We start from the raw sequence: 16,756 nt of genomic DNA, 5'->3' as shown, positions 1-16,756 counted from the left end.
AGGCCCTTACCAGATTTTGGCAAGGGCCTTTTTTATAACTTATCTATCTTTCTCAAACGACTTCAGCAGGATACGCGGCTGGATATTGACCATCACCCACCCCCAATCGGCATAGGCAGCAGCACTGCCTGGCTTTATCGCTTCCATGGAGCTGCCCGCAAACAATGTACTATACCCAATAAAAAACTGAATTTGATCAGAGTGCTTGTAATGGACCACAGCATCCAGCTCTGAACCTAAATAACGATCGCTGGTGCCGGGAAGTGTTTCTGTAGCACCAAGGTTTTTGGTCAGTGCAAAATAGTGGTAGTCCAATGAAAGGCTGTACTTACCCTTTGGTGTATAGCTGGTTTTAAAGTAGCTGTTATGCAATCCGCCTGTCGTGTGTCTGCCGGAACATTGATAAAGTAATCCATGAAGCCATAGAACTTATGGTTGGTAGCATACAGCGTGTTGAAGGAACGCACTTTGCTGTCATGCCCTGTCATACCGGACAGATAAGTTGTGCCAATTGTGAAGCGCAAAGGCTGGAAGGAATAGGATGCTTCTGCCACCGCCAGGTAGGCTAAGATCCGCTTGCCACTGCTATGCTCGCCTGACTGTCTGTACAGGGCACCGTTGAACTGCGCACGTTCCTGCTGGTAGTTCAGGTCCAGGCCGTAGGTATGCCGGAAGTAAACACCGCCTACAGTATCAGGTCGCTGAAAGCCGTCGCTAATATGCATGACTGATACCGATAGTTGGTCATTCAGCTGTTTCTGTGCCCACAGGAAGCCGAGTACTTTGTAGTTGTTCATACTGTAATGGGTATCAAATAGCGCTTCTCTCTCCTGGTTAAAAACACCGCCTGCATCAAGGCTTATCCCCTGCCACCTTGCTTTGAGCAGCACCCCATCATGACTTCGAGCCTGCTGTACCCAATCCACATTGCCAAGCAGGCGATCGTTGTTGTAAACGAATTCCTGCCGGCCTAGCCTGACTGCGAACTTATCTGACAATGCAAATTCTCCCCAGGCCTCGTGCATGGCCATGGAAGGCACGTCTTTCAGGTGTAGCTCATCGCCCCATACCCTGACGTCCTGTAAACTAAATTTCATCTGCACCTTGTCTTGCTTGTAATCAAGTGTGAGCCGGGAGCGCTGGTTTACAAAAAAGGCACCATTCTGACTATCAGGCAAGCTTTGGTAGCCATTGCGCCATTCAGCTCTTGGCCTTACCTGTGGTGTCAGGTATAGCTGGGCCCAGGCTGTTTCAAGGGGCAGCCATATAAAAGCCGCTAACAGCAGCAGTTTTCGGGTAAAACTTTTTTCCATGTCCGCATCGTTTTGGAAGGTGGTGTAAACGGGCCAACGTACGCCAGGCTATTATAAATTACCTGATCATTTGTGTTTGACCGCAACAATGCGAAGTAGCGCAACTTCCTACCCATGCGCGATGACAGCAGTCATACACAAAGATGACTTTGGTTAGTTTGCAGACAGGTATAAACGCAAAGAGGGCCTGACTTGCGCCAGGCCCTCTTTTGTAATATATCTAAAGTAAATTACTTTACTTTGTCAACGATGCTCTTGAAAGCTTCCGGATGGTTCATCGCCAGGTCAGCAAGTACTTTGCGGTTCAGGTCGATGTTCGCCTTTTTCAAAGCGCCCATTAGCTGAGAGTAAGACATGCCATGCTCACGTGCACCTGCGTTGATACGCTGGATCCAAAGGGCGCGGAAATCTCTCTTTTTCGCTTTTCTGTCGCGGTAAGCATAAAGCAAACCTTTTTCAATTGCGTTTTTCGCAACTGTCCAGACATTCTTGCGACGGCCAAAGTAACCTTTGGCCATTTTCATCATTTTTTTTCTTCTGTGTCGCGCTGCGACAACGTTTACCGATCTAGGCATTTCTAAAAAGTTTTGGCGGCTGGTGATTAAATTTTAATCTTCAAAAGACCAGATACCGGGTTCGTACTAAATAATTAACCGTTCTAACTCCGGGGAATTAGATTTGAAGCATCAGCTTCACTCTGTCCATGTCAGCTGAGCTTACAAGGCCAGTGTGTGTCAAGTTACGCTTCTGCTTAGTCGTCTTCTTGGTCAGGATGTGGCTTTTATAAGCGTGCTTACGCTTAATCTTGCCAGTACCTGTCAAAGAAAAACGCTTCTTTGCACCAGATTTTGTTTTAACTTTTGGCATGTGTATATAATTAATGAAACAAATTACTTTTTAGCAGGAGGTGCCACTTTCGGAGAAAGAATCAAAAACATTCTCTTTCCTTCCAGTTTAGGCAGCTGCTCCACCTTGGCAATGTCCTCAAGCGCCTGTGCGAACTTCAGCAACAGGATCTCGCCTCTTTCCTTAAACACAATCGTACGACCGACGAAGTGTACATAAGACTTGATCTTGAAACCGCTTTCAAGGAAGGACTTGGCGTGCTTCAGCTTGAACTCAAAGTCGTGGTCATCTGTGTTGGGACCGAAACGGATCTCCTTGATGACAACTTTCTGAGCCTTCGCTTTCATCTCACGGGTTTTCTTCTTCTGCTCGTACTTGAATTTCGAGTAGTCGATGATTCGGCATACCGGTGGATTAGCAGTTGGCGAAATCTCAACCAGGTCAAGATTCTGCTCATTCGCTATTTTCTGAGCATCTCTGGTCGAGAATACCCCCTGCTCTACATTGTCACCAACTAACCGGACCTCTCTGGCAGTTATTTTATCATTGACTTTGTATGGCTCTTCCACTTTTCCGCGTGGGATGTAGCGCTTGTTTGGCGTAGCTATAGTTTTACCTCCTTAAATTTAGTTTCTACAATCAGGGTGCGAATATCGCACTTTTTATATCAAGAAAAAAATATCTTTCTTTAATTGTTCAGCATCTCAGCAACTTTTGACTGAAAGCTAGATATGAACTCCTCCACTGTCATTGTGCCAAGATCACCTTCTCCGTGCCTGCGAACAGAGACTGCTCCGTTTTCCTGCTCTTTCTCACCAACGATCAGCATATAAGGCACTTTGCTCACTTCTGCGTCACGGATCTTACGCCCGATCTTCTCGTCGCGGTTGTCTACGAAGCCACGGATATCTTCCTGCTGCAGTCGGTCATATACCTGCTGTGCGAAGTCCTGGTACTTCTCAGATATAGGCAGGATGGCAAACTGCTCCGGGCTCAGCCACAGCGGGAAGTTACCACCGCAGTGCTCGATCAGAACGGCCACGAAACGTTCCAGTGAACCGAAAGGCGCACGGTGGATCATAACAGGGCGATGTTTCTGGTTATCAGCACCAATGTATTCCAATTGGAAGCGTTCCGGTAACTGATAATCTACCTGAATAGTTCCAAGCTGCCACTTGCGGCCCAAGGCGTCGCGTACCATAAAGTCGAGCTTTGGTCCGTAAAACGCAGCCTCTCCCAGTTCGGTTACAGTGCGCAACCCTTTCTCCTCAGCAGCCTCTATGATCGCGCTCTCTGCCTTTTCCCAGGCCTCGTCACCACCTATGTACTTCTGTTTGTTCTCGGGATCACGCAATGATATCTGAGCAGTATAGTCTTCAAAACCAAGGGCATTGAACACGTATAACACCAGGTCAATTACTTTTTTGAACTCATCCTTCACTTGGTCCGGACGGCAGAAGATGTGCGCATCGTCCTGTGTAAAGCCACGAACACGGGTTAGGCCGTGCAGCTCGCCGCTTTGCTCGTAACGGTATACCGTGCCGAACTCTGCCAGACGTACCGGCAACTCCTTATAAGAGCGCGGACGTGTCTTGTAGATCTCACAGTGGTGCGGACAGTTCATTGGCTTCAGGAAGAACTCCTCCCCTTCATTCGGCGTCTTGATCGGCTGGAACGAGTCGGCTCCATACTTCTCGTAGTGGCCGGAAGTAATGTACAGCTCTTTGCTACCAATATGCGGGGTAACAACCGGCTGGTAACCGGCTTTAACCTGTGCCTTACGCATGAACTGCTCGAGGCGCTCACGCAGCAGGGTACCTTTCGGCAACCACAGCGGCAAGCCCATTCCTACTTTTTCAGAGAAAGCGAACAGCTCCAGCTCCTTACCCAATTTACGGTGATCACGCTTCTTGGCTTCCTCCAGGCGCTCCAGGTACTCTGTCAGCTCTTTCTGCTTCGGGAAAGTGACACCATAGATACGAGTCAGCTGCTTGCTTTTCTCATCGCCTCTCCAATAAGCACCGGCTACGTTCATCAGCTTAGCCGCTTTGATGAAACCAGTGTTCGGAATATGCGGTCCGCGGCAAAGGTCTACGAACTTGCCTTGGGTGTAAAAAGTGATCGAACCATCTTCCAGGTCCTTAATCAAATCGAGCTTGTACTGGTCACCTTTTTCAGTGAAATACTTAATGGCGTCGGCTTTTGATACTTCTTCACGCTTGTATTCATTTTTGGCGCGTGCCAGTTCCAGCATTTTCTGCTCTACTTTGGCGAAGTCATCCTGCGAGAAGGTTCTGCCCTCGCCCAGGTCCACGTCATAGTAAAAGCCGTTCTCAACAGGAGGACCTATACCGAATTTTATACCTGGGTATAGCTCTTCCAGTGCTTCGGCCAACAAGTGGGCGGAAGAGTGCCAGAACGTATTTTTGCCCAGATCGTCGTTCCAGGTGAGCAGCTGCACGTTGGCATCTTCTTCAATGGGCGAGACAGATCCCAAACGGAATCGTTCACCTTTACGGCCAAAACATTGCGGGCAAGGCCCTCGCTAATGCTGCTGGCGATCTCGAGGCCAGTTACACCTTTCTGATACTGGCGTACAGAGCCGTCTGGCAAAGTGATGTTGATCATGTTTTCTTCTTAGTATCGTGTTAAAAGCCCCGCTGCCTGACAGCCATACTGTCGAGCTGGGGTCTGGGTCTTTCCAATCTGTATCTTAACCTGGCAACGCTCTGCTGCGCATACGTATGTTTCGGCTCAATCGCCAGCATGCGTTCGTAAGTTCGCAGTGCTGCCAGGTTCTCTCCTATCCGTTCCAGGCTACTTGCCCGCACAGACAGGTACTTGAGCACATTGCTATACCTTGGAGCACTCTCCAGGTGTTGCAAGGCCAGCTCGTAGGCTCCTATGCCATGCTGCAGTAGCGCCACCTGAAAATGGGCTGCCTGCATCGTGTCTGCTAAAGACAGCACTTTTTCAAAACTAGCCAGGGCGCTGTCCTTTCGTGCCGACTGCAGCTGTAGCATTCCTTTGTAATACCACAGTTGTGGATCCTCCGGTGACTGGCGCAAACCCTGTTGCGTATGCGTTTTGGCTGTGCCAGGTCCTGCTGCGCCAGGTATAGCCCTGCCAGTGATCGGTGCGTCTCCGCAAAGTCTGGCTTCAGCTCCAAGGCCTGCTGGTAATGCCTGATGGCAACAGCTGTATCACCGGTCACTTCCAGCACTCTACCCTTGAAGTAGATTGCATGCGGATCGTCAGCTGACAACTCAAGCGCCTGTCGCGCGAAATGAGAAGCCTTTGTATACGCCCCTCTGTCAAGGTATAGCTCTGTTAAGAGCACGTAAAGTGATGAACTTTCATACGAGTTACGCTCTGCCTGTAGCGCCAGTGGCAGGGCTTCTTCGTGACGCCCCATCAGGTATAGCACCTGCGCTTTCACGAAAAAGTTAGCAGGCTCCTTCGACAGCTTAATGGCCTCGTTTACATCACTTAAGGCTCTATCCAGTTCCCCCTGCCGCAGCAGCACCATGGCTCTGCGTGCGTACAAACTGCCATCGCGCTTTGACCGGTCGATCGCTTCGCTGAGGCTTACCAGCTGTTTGGCCGGGTCCTCCACAGCCACAGCCTCCAGGTCTACCATCTGCTCCCGGGTACCTTCTTCTTTGCCGCAACCGGAAAGAGTCAACATCCCCAACACTACCCAACTTAAGACCCAACGAGACATCATGTGCTGTCTTTTCTTACTAGCTTGAATGGCGCTAAATTATAGATAATTTGCCTAAATACCGACAATTCGCCTGCCTTATAGTTTTCAAGCAACGCAAAGGGCCTGCCACCATCCGGAAGCAGGCCCTTTGCGTTGCAATGAAGCTGCAGGCCCTTTGCGTTGCATTGCTATCATGTTACTTCTGATACTCCTGCAGCATAATTTTACAGCGCCTGCTCAACTCCAGCTCCTCTTTCGTTTGCAAGTCAAGGTTCTGGGCCATGGCACGCTGCAGCGTATAGACACAGGCTTCTTTATTTTTCATCTCCTGATAAATGTTGGCCAAATCAAAGTAATAGCGCAGGTTATTCGGGTTGTGCAGAATGGCCATCTCCATAGCGTATATAGCATCCTTATTGGTAGCAGGCTTATCTGCCATCCCCCCCAGCATCACTTTGTAAGCTGTGATCTCGGCAAAATTGAGGTTCGCCATTTTGAAATACCAGCGTCCCAGCAAGTGCCAGGCATCTGCATGTCTGAAATCTGCCGCCAGAGCTCCATCCAGGTAGGGTTTTAACTGGCTGAAAGTAGCCAGTCGCTGTTTCGGTCCTGAGATTGTTGCCAATGAGGCCAACGAAAGTGCCATGGCATAATTTGATCGGGCATCCATGGAGTCCACCTGATAGGCGCGCTGGGCATAAGACTTTGCAGTGCTGAAGTGATTCAGTTTGCGGCTGTCATCTGTAAAACGGTGACCCATCAAATTGTGTAGCAGGCTGGCCTGGCACAGGGCTTCATAATTTAACTCATCAGCAGCTAATATCTGCTCATATACCGCCAGTGCCTCTGTTTCCTTGTACTGCTCCTTCAGTTCATAGGCCTTTTTTAAAAGCACATCATGCCCGGAATCTCCCAGTACCTCCAGCGGACGAATCAGGAAACCGAGCATGATGAATAAAATGGGTATAGCTTTGAAAAGTATTCGCATAATTTGTAATAAGCAATCTAATATATTGCTTTAAAACGACTTATGCAAAAAAGGATTTAATTTAGAACAAATCCAGCTGTTTCTTTTTCTTCAAAGCCTCTTTTGCACTGCCGTCTTCTGTAAGTTCTTCTACGGTTTCGAGCGCATCAAGTTGAGCCCCACTCACTTTGGCTGCCTCCTCTGCCAATTCCTTCAGTTCGGAAGGCAGTGTTACGGGCTCTCGCTTCGTGGTAACTTTCTTAGTTTTAGGCTTTTCTTCCTGCTCCACTTCCTCCTGTTTCGGCACTTTCACATCGAAGATCTTAAAGTAGCTCAATTTGTTACCCATGGCTTTCCAACCCTTCACATCAATGAATTCACTCAGCAGCAGTTTCTCCGTTTCCTTCTCGCCTCGGAGCGAACGTTTGAAGCTAATAGTGGCCATCGGAAGTGAATGTGTAGATACAGCCTCCAGCCTGGAGTTTTTGGTTTCAGGTATAAAGCTGAACTTCTTACCTACTGTGGAAGTCTCAATCTTGAATCGCTTCACATAGTAAGTTTTATTCTCGCCTTCATAATAAATAGCGGAAACAACCAACCCCGGATCGAACTTCTGCAGCACCTTGATCTTCTCCACGGTATAGTGGTTGGCCAGATCGAATGTGGTCTGCTCGTAAGTACCGTCTTCGTAAATAACCAGGATCGTATCGTCGGTGTTGAACGAACCAAGGTAACGGCCGCGGCCTTCGGTGTTCAGACGGCCGATCACTTCATCGTAGAAGATCTCGCGTCCACCCAAAGTCGACTCGCCCAGACTCTTCTGCACCACCTTCTTAACCGGATACTTCGTCACGATATTACCGTTTGATCCTTTGCCTTTTATCATCAGTTCGGCAAAGTCATAGTCGAACTGCTTAATGCGGGCAGAAGCTTGCGGAGCAAGTGTAATATTCACCACCTCCGACTCTGAATTCGGGTTAGCAGTGAGATAATGTACCTTAGAATTTTTGTTACCCTTCGTCAGGTCGTATTCCTTGTCACGGGTGATCGACTTCACAGAGAAACGCTTGGCGAAGGACACTCCGGTCTTGCCGTCCACATAGATCATGTTGTAGACCATGTGCTCGTCGTTCTTATTATAAACGCCGGCCATGATGATGTCCTTGCCTACAAAGGTTTTCTCCGCAACTTTGGTCACAGTGAATTTACCATCCTTACGGAACACAATGATATCGTCCATGTCTGAGCAGTCGCATACGAACTCGTCTTTGCGCAGACCGGTACCGATGAAGCCGTCTTTGGCATTCATGTAAAGCTTCTGGTTAGCGATCGCAACTTTCTGTGCAGTAATCACATCGAAGGTCTTCACCTGTGTCTTGCGGTCACGTCCCTGCCCGTATTTCTTCAGTAAGCCCTCAAAATAAGCAATCGCGTAACGGATCAGGTTGGCCAGGTTATCGTCCACCTCAGCCATCTCCTCTTCCAGCTTTTTAATGTATTCATCGGCTTTGAAAGAGTCGTATTTGGAAATGCGCTTGATCTTAATCTCAGTCAGGCGAATGATATCATCTTGCGTAACTTCACGACGCAGCAGCTTCTTGAACGGATCCAAGCCCTTATCAATCGCCTCGAGCACGGCTTCCCAGGTTTCGCATTCCTCAATGTCACGGTAAATGCGATTCTCGATGAAAATCTTCTCCAGCGACGAATAGTGCCACTTGTCTTCCAGTTCACCCTTGCGGATCTCGAGCTCTCGCTTGAGCAAGTCCACAGTTTTGAACGTAGAAATACGCAACAGCTCATCCACACTCAGGAAGTGCGGTTTGTCGTCGATGATCACACAGGTATTTGGCGAGATGGACACCTCACAGTCCGTGAAGGCATAGAGCGCATCCATGGTCAGGTCAGGCGAAACGCCAGGCGGCAGCTGTACCTGTATCTCCACATCGGCAGCCGTGTTATCGACTACCTTTTTGATTTTGATCTTATTGTTCTCACTCGCCTTTACGATCGACTCCATCAGGCCTGTGGTCGTTATACCGTAAGGCACATCACGGATGATCAGCATGGTCTTGTCTACTTTCTCAATGGTAGCACGCACCCGGATTCTGCCGCCACGCATACCTGAGTTATAGTTCGTCACGTCGACCATACCCCCGTTCGGGAAGTCAGGCAGCAAAGTCGTCTTACGGCCTTTCAGCACATCAATCGAACCTTTGATCAGCTCTTTGAAGTTGTGCGGCATGATCTTAGTCGAAAGACCAACGGCTATACCTTCCACACCCTGCGCAAGCAAAAGTGGGAATTTCACCGGCAGCGTTACCGGCTCGTTTTTACGGCCGTCGTAGCTCAGCTGCCATAGTGTGGTTTGCTGATTGAACACCACATCCAAGGCAAACTTCGACAAGCGGGCCTCGATGTAACGCGGCGCAGCAGCGCTGTCACCCGTACGTACATCACCCCAGTTACCCTGAGTCTCAATCAGAAGATCCTTCTGACCCAGATTCACCATGGCATCGCCGATAGAAGCATCGCCGTGCGGGTGGTACTGCATAGTCTGACCGATCACGTTGGCCACTTTGTTGAAGCGACCATCGTCCATTTCCTTCATCGCATGCAGGATACGGCGTTGCACCGGCTTAAGACCGTCCTCGATGGCAGGAACTGCACGCTCTAATATTACATAAGAAGCATAGTCGAGAAACCAGTTTTCGTACAGCCCGGATACCGGTGTCACGTTATGGATCACTTCTTCGTCACCGTCTGTAAATGCAACCTCTAGCTCTTCTTCTCTTTCTATACCTTCGTTGTTTAGTTCGTCGTTATGCATATACTTCCTCAACTATGTCTTTCTCAATCTTCAGGTTCTCAATAATAAATGCCTGGCGCTCCGGCGTGTTTTTGCCCATGTAGTAGCTCAGCATTTTCTGGATAGTCGTGTCTTTCTGCAGGAACACAGGCTTCAGCTTGATGTTGTCGCCAATGAACTTCCCAAACTCGTCCGGTGAGATCTCGCCAAGACCCTTGAAACGGGTGATCTCAGGACGCTTTCCTAGTTTCTCAATCGCAGCCTGTTTTTCGGTTTCGTTATAGCAGTAGATCGTCTCCTTCTTATTGCGTACCCGGAACAGAGGTGTCTCCAGAATGTACACGTGGCCGTTCTTCACCAGATCCGGGAAGAACTGCAGGAAGAAAGTGAGCAGCAGCAGTCGGATGTGCATCCCATCCACGTCGGCATCCGTTGCGATTACCACGCGGTTGTAACGCAAGCCTTCCAGGCCTTCTTCAATATTCAGGGCGTGCTGCAACAGGTTAAACTCCTCGTTTTCGTACACTACTTTCTTCTTCAGACCGAAGCAGTTCAGCGGCTTACCGCGTAAACTGAACACCGCCTCGGTGTCCACGTTGCGCGATTTTGTGATGGAACCACTCGCCGAGTCACCCTCTGTGATGAACAGCGTGGATAGAAGTGAGTTCTCGTGCTTGTCTTCGTTGAAGTGCAGGCGGCAATCGCGCAGCTTGCGGTTGTGCAGGTTGGCTTTCTTGGCACGCTGGTTGGCCAGCTTTTTCACGCCCGCCATGTCCTTGCGTTCCCGTTCACTTTGCTCGATGCGCTTTTTAAGCGCCTCAGCCGTCGTCTGATTCTTGTGCAGATAGTTGTCCAGTGCCTCTTTTACAAACTCGTTTATGTAGGCACGCACGGCTGGACCATCAGGTCCCATTTCAATGGAACCCAATTTGGTCTTGGTCTGTGATTCAAACACCGGCTCCTGTACACGCAGCGAAATAGCACCTACAATCGAGCCACGGATGTCAGCCGCATCGTAGTCTTTCTTATAGAAGTCACGCACTGTTTTCACGATTGCCTCACGGAAAGCTGCCAGGTGCGTACCGCCCATCGTGGTGTACTGACCGTTCACGAAAGAGTAGTACTCCTCACCGTAGTCGTTACCATGTGTTATCGCCAGCTCAATATCATTGCCTTTCAGGTGAATAATCGGGTAGCGCATGCTCTCCTCGTCGGCTTTGTTGCGCAATAGGTCCAACAGGCCATTCTCGGAGTAAAATTTCTTACCATTGAAGTTGATCGTCAGACCAGCGTTCAGGTATACATAGTTCCAGATCTGGTTCTCCAGGTAATCCGGGTTGAACTGGTAGTTCTTGAAAATGGTATCGTCTGGTGTAAAGACCGTAAGCGTACCGTTTCGCTGCGATGTAGCTTCCAGCGGAAGATCGTTCGTTAAAACACCACGCTCAAACTCTGCGGCTTTCATCTGCCCGTCGCGTACAGACTGAATGCGAAAGTGGCTCGAAAGGGCGTTTACCGCCTTGGTACCCACACCGTTCAAACCTACCGACTTCTGGAAAGCCTTGCTGTCGTACTTACCACCGGTATTGATCTTGCTCACACAGTCAATCACCTTACCCAGCGGAATACCGCGGCCATAGTCGCGCACCTGCACCTTGTGGTCCGATATTTTGATGTCGATGGTTTTGCCGAAACCCATCACGTGTTCGTCGATGGAGTTGTCGATCACCTCTTTCACCAAAATGTAAATACCATCATCGGCCGAAGATCCGTCTCCCAGCTTGCCGATGTACATACCGGGGCGTAGCCTGATGTGTTCGCGGGGCTCCAGCGAGCGAATGCTGTCTTCGTTGTAATTATGCTCTAACTCTGCCATTCTGTAAGCGTAAGTGTATTTGATTTAGTGGAATCACTCGGAAATATAGAAAAATAAAAGAAATCAGACGCTACAAATAGTTCCGGCGCCCGATCGATTCATCTTTCAAAAGAAGATATTGCTAATATTTTTAGTCAGCAAATATAGCCAATATTATCGGATCTGTCAACTAATCTATACAACCATTCCACGGAGCTTACAGTTCACAAAATAAGAAGAAATCACCAGGTTTTATTTGGCTAATTTTATTAGCATAAAAATATTTAGATTTAACTATACTTGAGCACAACATTTGCTTAATTGCATGTGACTAAACAGCCAGTATACCCTTACACAAACACACCCTATGGAAATTAAATTACCCCAGTATGTCAAGTATGTGATGATCTTACTGGGATTCTTTCTGGCGATCTGGGTTTTGCAGACTTTCAAGGCAATCCTTATGCCGCTGGTATTTGCACTTCTGTTTGCCCTGCTCCTGCTGCCCCTCACCCGCGACCTCGAAAAATTTCGTATCCCAAGGGCGCTGGCTATTCTCTGTAGCATTGTGATGGTGGTGATCGTACTCGGACTTGTGGTTTGGTTTCTTTCCATGCAGGTGATGAGTCTGACGTCAGAACTGGACACAATCGGCAAAAACTTTGACGTCCTGCTTATGAAAGTGCAGGACTACCTCTACCATAATTTTGGCATACAGCCGGCCAACAAAAGTGAGTTGTTCCGAAACATGGTAGGCGGACTACGGGAGATGTCTACTACATTTGTTGGCAGCACGATCTCTCTGACCACAGGAGCGCTCACCGTCATCACCATCGTACCAATTTTCGTATTCTGTTTTCTTTACTACCGCAACCACCTTGAGCAGTTCATGTACAAGTTTGTTTCCAAGGAACGGCGCGGTAGTTTGAACCACACCATCGACAACATACAGGTGGTGGCCCAGAGCTATATCTCAGGTCTGATGATCGTGATTGTGATTGTGGCTTTGCTCAACTCCGCAGGTTTGCTCTTGCTCGGGGTAAAGTATGCGATCTTCTTCGGTGTGTTTGCCTCTATCCTGACCATCATACCTTACATTGGTATCCTGATCGGGGCCATGCTCCCGGCGCTGTTCACACTGGCAACCACGGGCCGCCTGATTGACGCAGTACTGGTGGTGCTGGTGTTTATGTTTGTGCAGTTTCTGGAAGGTAACTTCATTACACCCTATGTCGTTGGTTCAAAGGTGAGTATCAACCCCTTCGCTGCGATCGTGGCCTTGCTCATTGGCGGTGAGATCTGGGGAGCGGCGGGTATGATCATCTCCATACCGATGATCGCCATTCTGAAAGTGCTTTTCGACGCCTATGAGCCACTGCGTTCCTTTTGGCTTTTTGCTGGCTGATATAGATGAAGTGAAGGAGAAGAAGTCAGGGCGGTTCCGGAAGATGTTTGACAAGCTGCGGGAGAAAGCGAAAAAAGAGCGCTACGAGGATGATCAGGAAGTCGAGCAATAGCGGGTCTTTGCTAAAACTATTTGCACAAGGTATGGCACAAGCGCGAATTGAAACGTATTGCTAAGAATATTGGTTTACAGGATAACCCTCTGGAACAGACCGGAGGCTGCTTCAAAAAGCCATAAAAAAGAATCAGCTTGTACGCCATCATCGACATTGAGACGACGGGTAGCCAACCCACCCAGGACAGAATCACAGAGATTGCCATTTTCATACATGATGGCAAAGAGATCGTTGACAAGTATAGCACCCTGATCAATCCGCAGCGGCCTATACCTTACTATATCTCCCAACTCACCGGCATCACCGACGACATGGTGCAGGACGCACCGAAGTTCTACGAGGTGGCCAAGGAGATCGTGCAATTCACAGAGGGAATGGTGTTCGTGGCTCACAATGTGCGCTTCGACTATTCCTTTATCAAAAAAGAGTTTGCCGATCTGGGCTTTACCTTTCAGCGCAAGACGCTTTGTACCGTGCGCCTGAGCCGTTCGCTTATACCTGGCTTGCCTTCCTACTCTTTGGGTAAGCTTTGCAAGAGCATTGACATTCCGCTGCAAATGCGTCACCGAGCCATTGGCGATGCCGAAGCTACGGCCAAGTTGTTCGACAAACTGATCAAGATCAATCGTCCGGTTATCGACGGTACCCACCACGTGGCGGACCCGGCCGAGCAGCTCAAGAACGAAATCAAGGCTTCTCTCCTTCCTCCAGCTATTAGTAAAGAGCAAGTGGATGCATTGCCAACGGTGCCAGGGGTATACTACTTTTACAACGAGGCCGGTGAAGTGATATATGTAGGCAAGAGCATCAACATCAAGAAGCGCATTATCCAGCACTTCAACATCGATTATAAAAGCCGAAAGTCCATTGAGTTCAAAAACCAGATCGCTGATATTACTTATGAACTGATGGGCAACGAACTGGTGGCGTTGTTGTTTGAGTCAGCAGAGATCAAGCGCATGAAGCCACACTATAACCGGCAGCAACGGCGCAGTGTATTCAATACCGGCATCTTTGCTTACGAAGACGAAAAAGGCTATAAGCGTTTGACTTTTGGTAGTATCAACAAAGCTGATGATGTGAACATGACACCCATCATTGCGCTATCGAATCAATTCAAGGCCAAAGGTTTTCTATTCCATAAGGTGTCGAAGTATAACCTGTGCCAGAAGCTGTGCGATCTGTATAAAACGCCGGGCGCCTGCTTTGACTATCAGGTACACATCTGCAAAGGCGCTTGTATTGGTGCGGAAACACCTGAGGAGTATAACGCCCGTGTAGACGCTGCCATTGAATCGTTTACCTATGAGCACAACAGCTTTGTGATTGTAGGCAAGGGTCGTGAATTAGGGGAAAAGTCTATTGTTGTGGTGGAGCACGGTACCTACCTTGGCTTTGGCTTTGTGGACGAGTATTTCTCAGCTAACTCATTGGAAGACTTTAAGTCAGAAATCCAGCGCTATAACGACAACAAGGACATACAGCAGATCATACGCGGACACATGCGCGGCAAGAACAAAGACAAGGTGCTCGTGTTTGATTAAGCCTTCTGCCAGGTATATACCTGCTTTTCTGAAGCTCCTGCCATCTATTTTCGGTTTAGAACTAATTTATGTTTAATTTCAAATCGAAATAAAACTTAAACATTCATGGAAAAACGTTTCAGATCAGGGGTTTTGTTCGGCGATGAAGTTACAGAGCTGTTCAAGTATGCCAATGAGAATAACTTTGCACTGCCAGCCGTTAACGTGATTGGCACCAACTCTATCAACGCTGTGCTGGAAACAGCCAAGTCGCTTAATTCACCTGTTATCATTCAGTTCTCGCACGGTGGCGCCACATTCTTTGCAGGCAAAGGCCTTGAGAACGACAATCAGAAAGCCGCCATTGCAGGCGCTGTTTCCGGTGCCCAGCACGTGCACCTGATGGCCGAAGCCTACGGCGTACCTGTAGTGCTGCACACTGACCATGCTGCTAAGAAACTGCTTCCCTGGATCGACGGTCTGTTAGACGCCGGTGAGAAATACTACGAGCAGCACGGCAAGCCGCTTTACAGCTCTCACATGCTCGACCTGTCTGAAGAAGAGATCAAAGAAAACATCGAGACCTGCGCCAGCTACCTCAAGCGCATGAACAGGATCGGAATGACCGTAGAGATCGAACTCGGCGTGACCGGCGGCGAGGAAGACGGCGTGGACAACACCGGCGTGGACAGCTCCCGTCTCTATACCCAGCCTGACGAGGTGGCTTATGCCTACGAAGAACTGAAAAAGGTAAGCGACCGCTTCACGATCGCGGCAGCATTCGGCAACGTGCACGGCGTGTACAAGCCGGGTAACGTAGAGCTGCGCCCTGAGATCCTGAAAAACTCACAGGACTTCATCAAAGAGAGATTCGGTACAGGCGATAATCCAGTGAACTTCGTATTTCACGGTGGTTCAGGTTCTGAGAAAGCCAAGATCACGGAAGCGATCGGTTATGGTGCTATCAAAATGAACATAGACACCGACATGCAGTGGGCTTTCTGGGATGGTGTGAAAAACTACTACGAGTCGAAAAAGGACTACCTGCAAGGCCAGCTCGGCAATCCGGATGGTGCTGACTCTCCAAACAAGAAGTATTACGACCCACGCGTATGGCTGCGCAAAGGCGAGGAGAACTTCATCGCCAGACTGAAAGAGGCGTTTGAAGATTTGAATTGTGTGAATCGCAATGCTTAATCAGTATGAATTATAAATAGAAAGGGTGAGGCGAGAGCTTCACCCTTTTTTATTTACTACTTATGCTCCATTAACCACTGGTAAATCTCCTCGGTATCCTCTTTGCGACAAAGTTCAGATCCTGGCGACATGGTCGCGGCGGTGCCGGCGGCTACTCCGTAACGTACCACTTCCTCCAGCGGACAACCCTTGAGCAAACTCATCACGATGCCAGCGACCATGCTATCACCTGCCCCGACGGCGCTCTGTTGCTTTACGGTAGGCGGTACCACATAGTGTATACCTGATTCTTTGGACGCCAGCATGGCACCGCGAGGGCCGAGCGACACCACCAGCACCTTACACTTGCCCTCGTTCAGCACCTGCATGGCGAACTCTTCCTGCTCCATTGCTGATATGTGGTCTTTTCCGGCCAGTTTCGCCAACTCACCCAGGTTTGGTTTAATCAGGTATAGCCCCTCTCCTGCCGCCTTCACTAAAGCCTCACCCGAAGTATCCACGATCAACTTGAAATTGCGCTCATGCGCGATCACCGCCATCCGGAGGTAAAAGTCATCGGGCACACCTGGAGGAAGACTGCCACTGGCCACCACATACTCGGGTACCTGCTCCAACTTCTCCAGTTTATCCAGCACCTGCTGCCACTCCGACTCCTCAATGTAGGGACCGGGCATGCCGAAACGAAACTGATCGCCGGTGCTATCCTCCATGACCATCAGGTTCTCACGGGTCCAGCTTTTGGTTTGGCCAGACCAATATTCCACACCTTCTTCCTTTAGCAGGTCACAGAGCTTTTCACCAGCAGGTCCTCCGGAGAGCAACCAGGCGCAGGAGCTTCCACCCAGTTTACGGATAGCGCGCGAAACATTGATGCCACCTCCCCCCGGCTCGTAAACTGGTTCGTCGCAGCGGAGCTTCTTCTCAGGCAGCACCCGCTTCACATGGGTGCTTTTGTCTAAGGCAGGATTGATCGTGATGGTTAGAATTTTATGCATGCTTCTTCAGGTATAATAGGTTCCG

The 16,756-nt window shown here is 49.2% G+C and carries 15 protein-coding genes and 1 pseudogene; 4 read left to right on the top strand and 12 right to left on the bottom strand.

What is annotated here, in order from left to right; all coding sequences use genetic code 11:
* Window positions 1-39: 39 nt before the first annotated feature.
* From O71_RS10660 to O71_RS10610, 11 genes and pseudogenes are all read right to left on the bottom strand, one after another.
* A complete protein-coding gene (locus O71_RS10660; RefSeq protein ID WP_007656430.1) occupies window positions 40-315 on the bottom strand; it encodes a hypothetical protein in 276 nt (91 codons plus the stop codon).
* On the bottom strand, window positions 291-1,313 hold the full coding sequence (locus O71_RS10655; RefSeq protein WP_007656429.1) for an alginate export family protein: 1,023 nt from the start codon (window positions 1,311-1,313) through the stop codon (window positions 291-293). Before O71_RS10655 ends, O71_RS10660 begins: the two co-directional genes overlap by 25 nt.
* A gap of 230 nt (window positions 1,314-1,543) precedes the next feature.
* Complete coding sequence (rplT, locus tag O71_RS10650; RefSeq protein ID WP_007656428.1) at window positions 1,544-1,888, bottom strand: 50S ribosomal protein L20; 345 nt, start codon at window positions 1,886-1,888, stop codon at window positions 1,544-1,546.
* A gap of 97 nt (window positions 1,889-1,985) precedes the next feature.
* Window positions 1,986-2,180 carry a 50S ribosomal protein L35 gene (gene rpmI / locus O71_RS10645; protein ID WP_007656420.1) on the bottom strand — a complete coding sequence of 65 codons (195 nt, stop codon included), beginning with the start codon at window positions 2,178-2,180 and terminating at the stop codon, window positions 1,986-1,988.
* A 23-nt stretch (window positions 2,181-2,203) separates the two neighbouring features.
* The gene (gene infC, locus O71_RS10640) at window positions 2,204-2,728 is read right to left on the bottom strand and encodes a translation initiation factor IF-3 (RefSeq protein ID WP_007656418.1); all 525 of its coding nucleotides are present in this window, start codon (window positions 2,726-2,728) and stop codon (window positions 2,204-2,206) included.
* 119 nt (window positions 2,729-2,847) lie between these two features.
* Window positions 2,848-4,787 (bottom strand): annotated as a pseudogene (gene thrS / locus O71_RS10635) (threonine--tRNA ligase).
* Between the two features lie 20 nt (window positions 4,788-4,807).
* On the bottom strand, window positions 4,808-5,128 hold the full coding sequence (locus O71_RS10630; RefSeq protein WP_155800796.1) for a hypothetical protein: 321 nt from the start codon (window positions 5,126-5,128) through the stop codon (window positions 4,808-4,810).
* Entirely contained in the window at window positions 5,116-5,847 is a 732-nt protein-coding gene (locus tag O71_RS10625; RefSeq protein WP_007656410.1) for a tetratricopeptide repeat protein, read from the bottom strand. The genes O71_RS10630 and O71_RS10625 overlap by 13 nt, the downstream gene beginning before the upstream one ends.
* Before the next feature lie 214 nt (window positions 5,848-6,061).
* Window positions 6,062-6,853, bottom strand: coding sequence for a hypothetical protein (locus tag O71_RS10620; RefSeq protein WP_007656408.1), 792 nt, complete (start codon window positions 6,851-6,853; stop codon window positions 6,062-6,064).
* A 61-nt stretch (window positions 6,854-6,914) separates the two neighbouring features.
* Window positions 6,915-9,662, bottom strand: coding sequence for a DNA gyrase/topoisomerase IV subunit A (locus O71_RS10615; RefSeq protein WP_007656406.1), 2,748 nt, complete (start codon window positions 9,660-9,662; stop codon window positions 6,915-6,917).
* The gene (locus tag O71_RS10610; RefSeq protein WP_007656402.1) at window positions 9,655-11,517 is read right to left on the bottom strand and encodes a DNA topoisomerase IV subunit B; all 1,863 of its coding nucleotides are present in this window, start codon (window positions 11,515-11,517) and stop codon (window positions 9,655-9,657) included. The genes O71_RS10615 and O71_RS10610 overlap by 8 nt, the downstream gene beginning before the upstream one ends.
* A 346-nt stretch (window positions 11,518-11,863) precedes the next feature.
* Here O71_RS10610 and O71_RS10605 point away from each other — a divergent pair, with 346 nt between their 5' ends.
* The 4 genes from O71_RS10605 (at window position 11,864) to fbaA (ending at window position 15,736) form a co-directional block, all read left to right on the top strand.
* Entirely contained in the window at window positions 11,864-12,901 is a 1,038-nt protein-coding gene (locus O71_RS10605) for an AI-2E family transporter (protein WP_007656401.1), read from the top strand.
* Window positions 12,891-13,013: a hypothetical protein gene (locus tag O71_RS26505; RefSeq protein WP_255345383.1), complete on the top strand. Its 123-nt coding sequence runs from the start codon at window positions 12,891-12,893 to the stop codon at window positions 13,011-13,013. The genes O71_RS10605 and O71_RS26505 overlap by 11 nt, the downstream gene beginning before the upstream one ends.
* Before the next feature lie 137 nt (window positions 13,014-13,150).
* A complete protein-coding gene (locus O71_RS10600) occupies window positions 13,151-14,560 on the top strand; it encodes an exonuclease domain-containing protein (protein ID WP_007656400.1) in 1,410 nt (469 codons plus the stop codon).
* A gap of 105 nt (window positions 14,561-14,665) precedes the next feature.
* Window positions 14,666-15,736 carry a class II fructose-bisphosphate aldolase gene (gene fbaA / locus O71_RS10595; protein WP_007656399.1) on the top strand — a complete coding sequence of 357 codons (1,071 nt, stop codon included), beginning with the start codon at window positions 14,666-14,668 and terminating at the stop codon, window positions 15,734-15,736.
* 56 nt (window positions 15,737-15,792) lie between these two features.
* On the opposite strand, the gene O71_RS10590 is transcribed toward fbaA, so the two are convergent.
* On the bottom strand, window positions 15,793-16,731 hold the full coding sequence (locus tag O71_RS10590; protein WP_007656398.1) for a 1-phosphofructokinase family hexose kinase: 939 nt from the start codon (window positions 16,729-16,731) through the stop codon (window positions 15,793-15,795).
* Window positions 16,732-16,756 lie beyond the last annotated feature (25 nt).

The organism is Pontibacter sp. BAB1700, assembly GCF_000277005.1.
Lineage (GTDB): Bacteria > Bacteroidota > Bacteroidia > Cytophagales > Hymenobacteraceae > Pontibacter > Pontibacter lucknowensis.
Note: the sequence above shows the minus strand (reverse complement) of the source record. Positions and strands in the feature narration are given on the sequence as shown.

Coding starts and splice junctions, on each gene's coding strand:
- rplT (WP_007656428.1), bottom strand. CDS start 1,888: ATGCCTAGATCGGTAAACGTTGTCGCAGCGCGACACAGAAGAAAAAAA.
- O71_RS10655 (WP_007656429.1), bottom strand. CDS start 1,313: ATGGAAAAAAGTTTTACCCGAAAACTGCTGCTGTTAGCGGCTTTTATA.
- O71_RS10605 (WP_007656401.1), top strand. CDS start 11,864: ATGGAAATTAAATTACCCCAGTATGTCAAGTATGTGATGATCTTACTG.
- rpmI (WP_007656420.1), bottom strand. CDS start 2,180: ATGCCAAAAGTTAAAACAAAATCTGGTGCAAAGAAGCGTTTTTCTTTG.
- O71_RS10625 (WP_007656410.1), bottom strand. CDS start 5,847: ATGTTGACTCTTTCCGGTTGCGGCAAAGAAGAAGGTACCCGGGAGCAG.
- O71_RS10590 (WP_007656398.1), bottom strand. CDS start 16,731: ATGCATAAAATTCTAACCATCACGATCAATCCTGCCTTAGACAAAAGC.
- O71_RS10620 (WP_007656408.1), bottom strand. CDS start 6,853: ATGCGAATACTTTTCAAAGCTATACCCATTTTATTCATCATGCTCGGT.
- fbaA (WP_007656399.1), top strand. CDS start 14,666: ATGGAAAAACGTTTCAGATCAGGGGTTTTGTTCGGCGATGAAGTTACA.
- O71_RS10615 (WP_007656406.1), bottom strand. CDS start 9,662: ATGCATAACGACGAACTAAACAACGAAGGTATAGAAAGAGAAGAAGAG.
- O71_RS10610 (WP_007656402.1), bottom strand. CDS start 11,517: ATGGCAGAGTTAGAGCATAATTACAACGAAGACAGCATTCGCTCGCTG.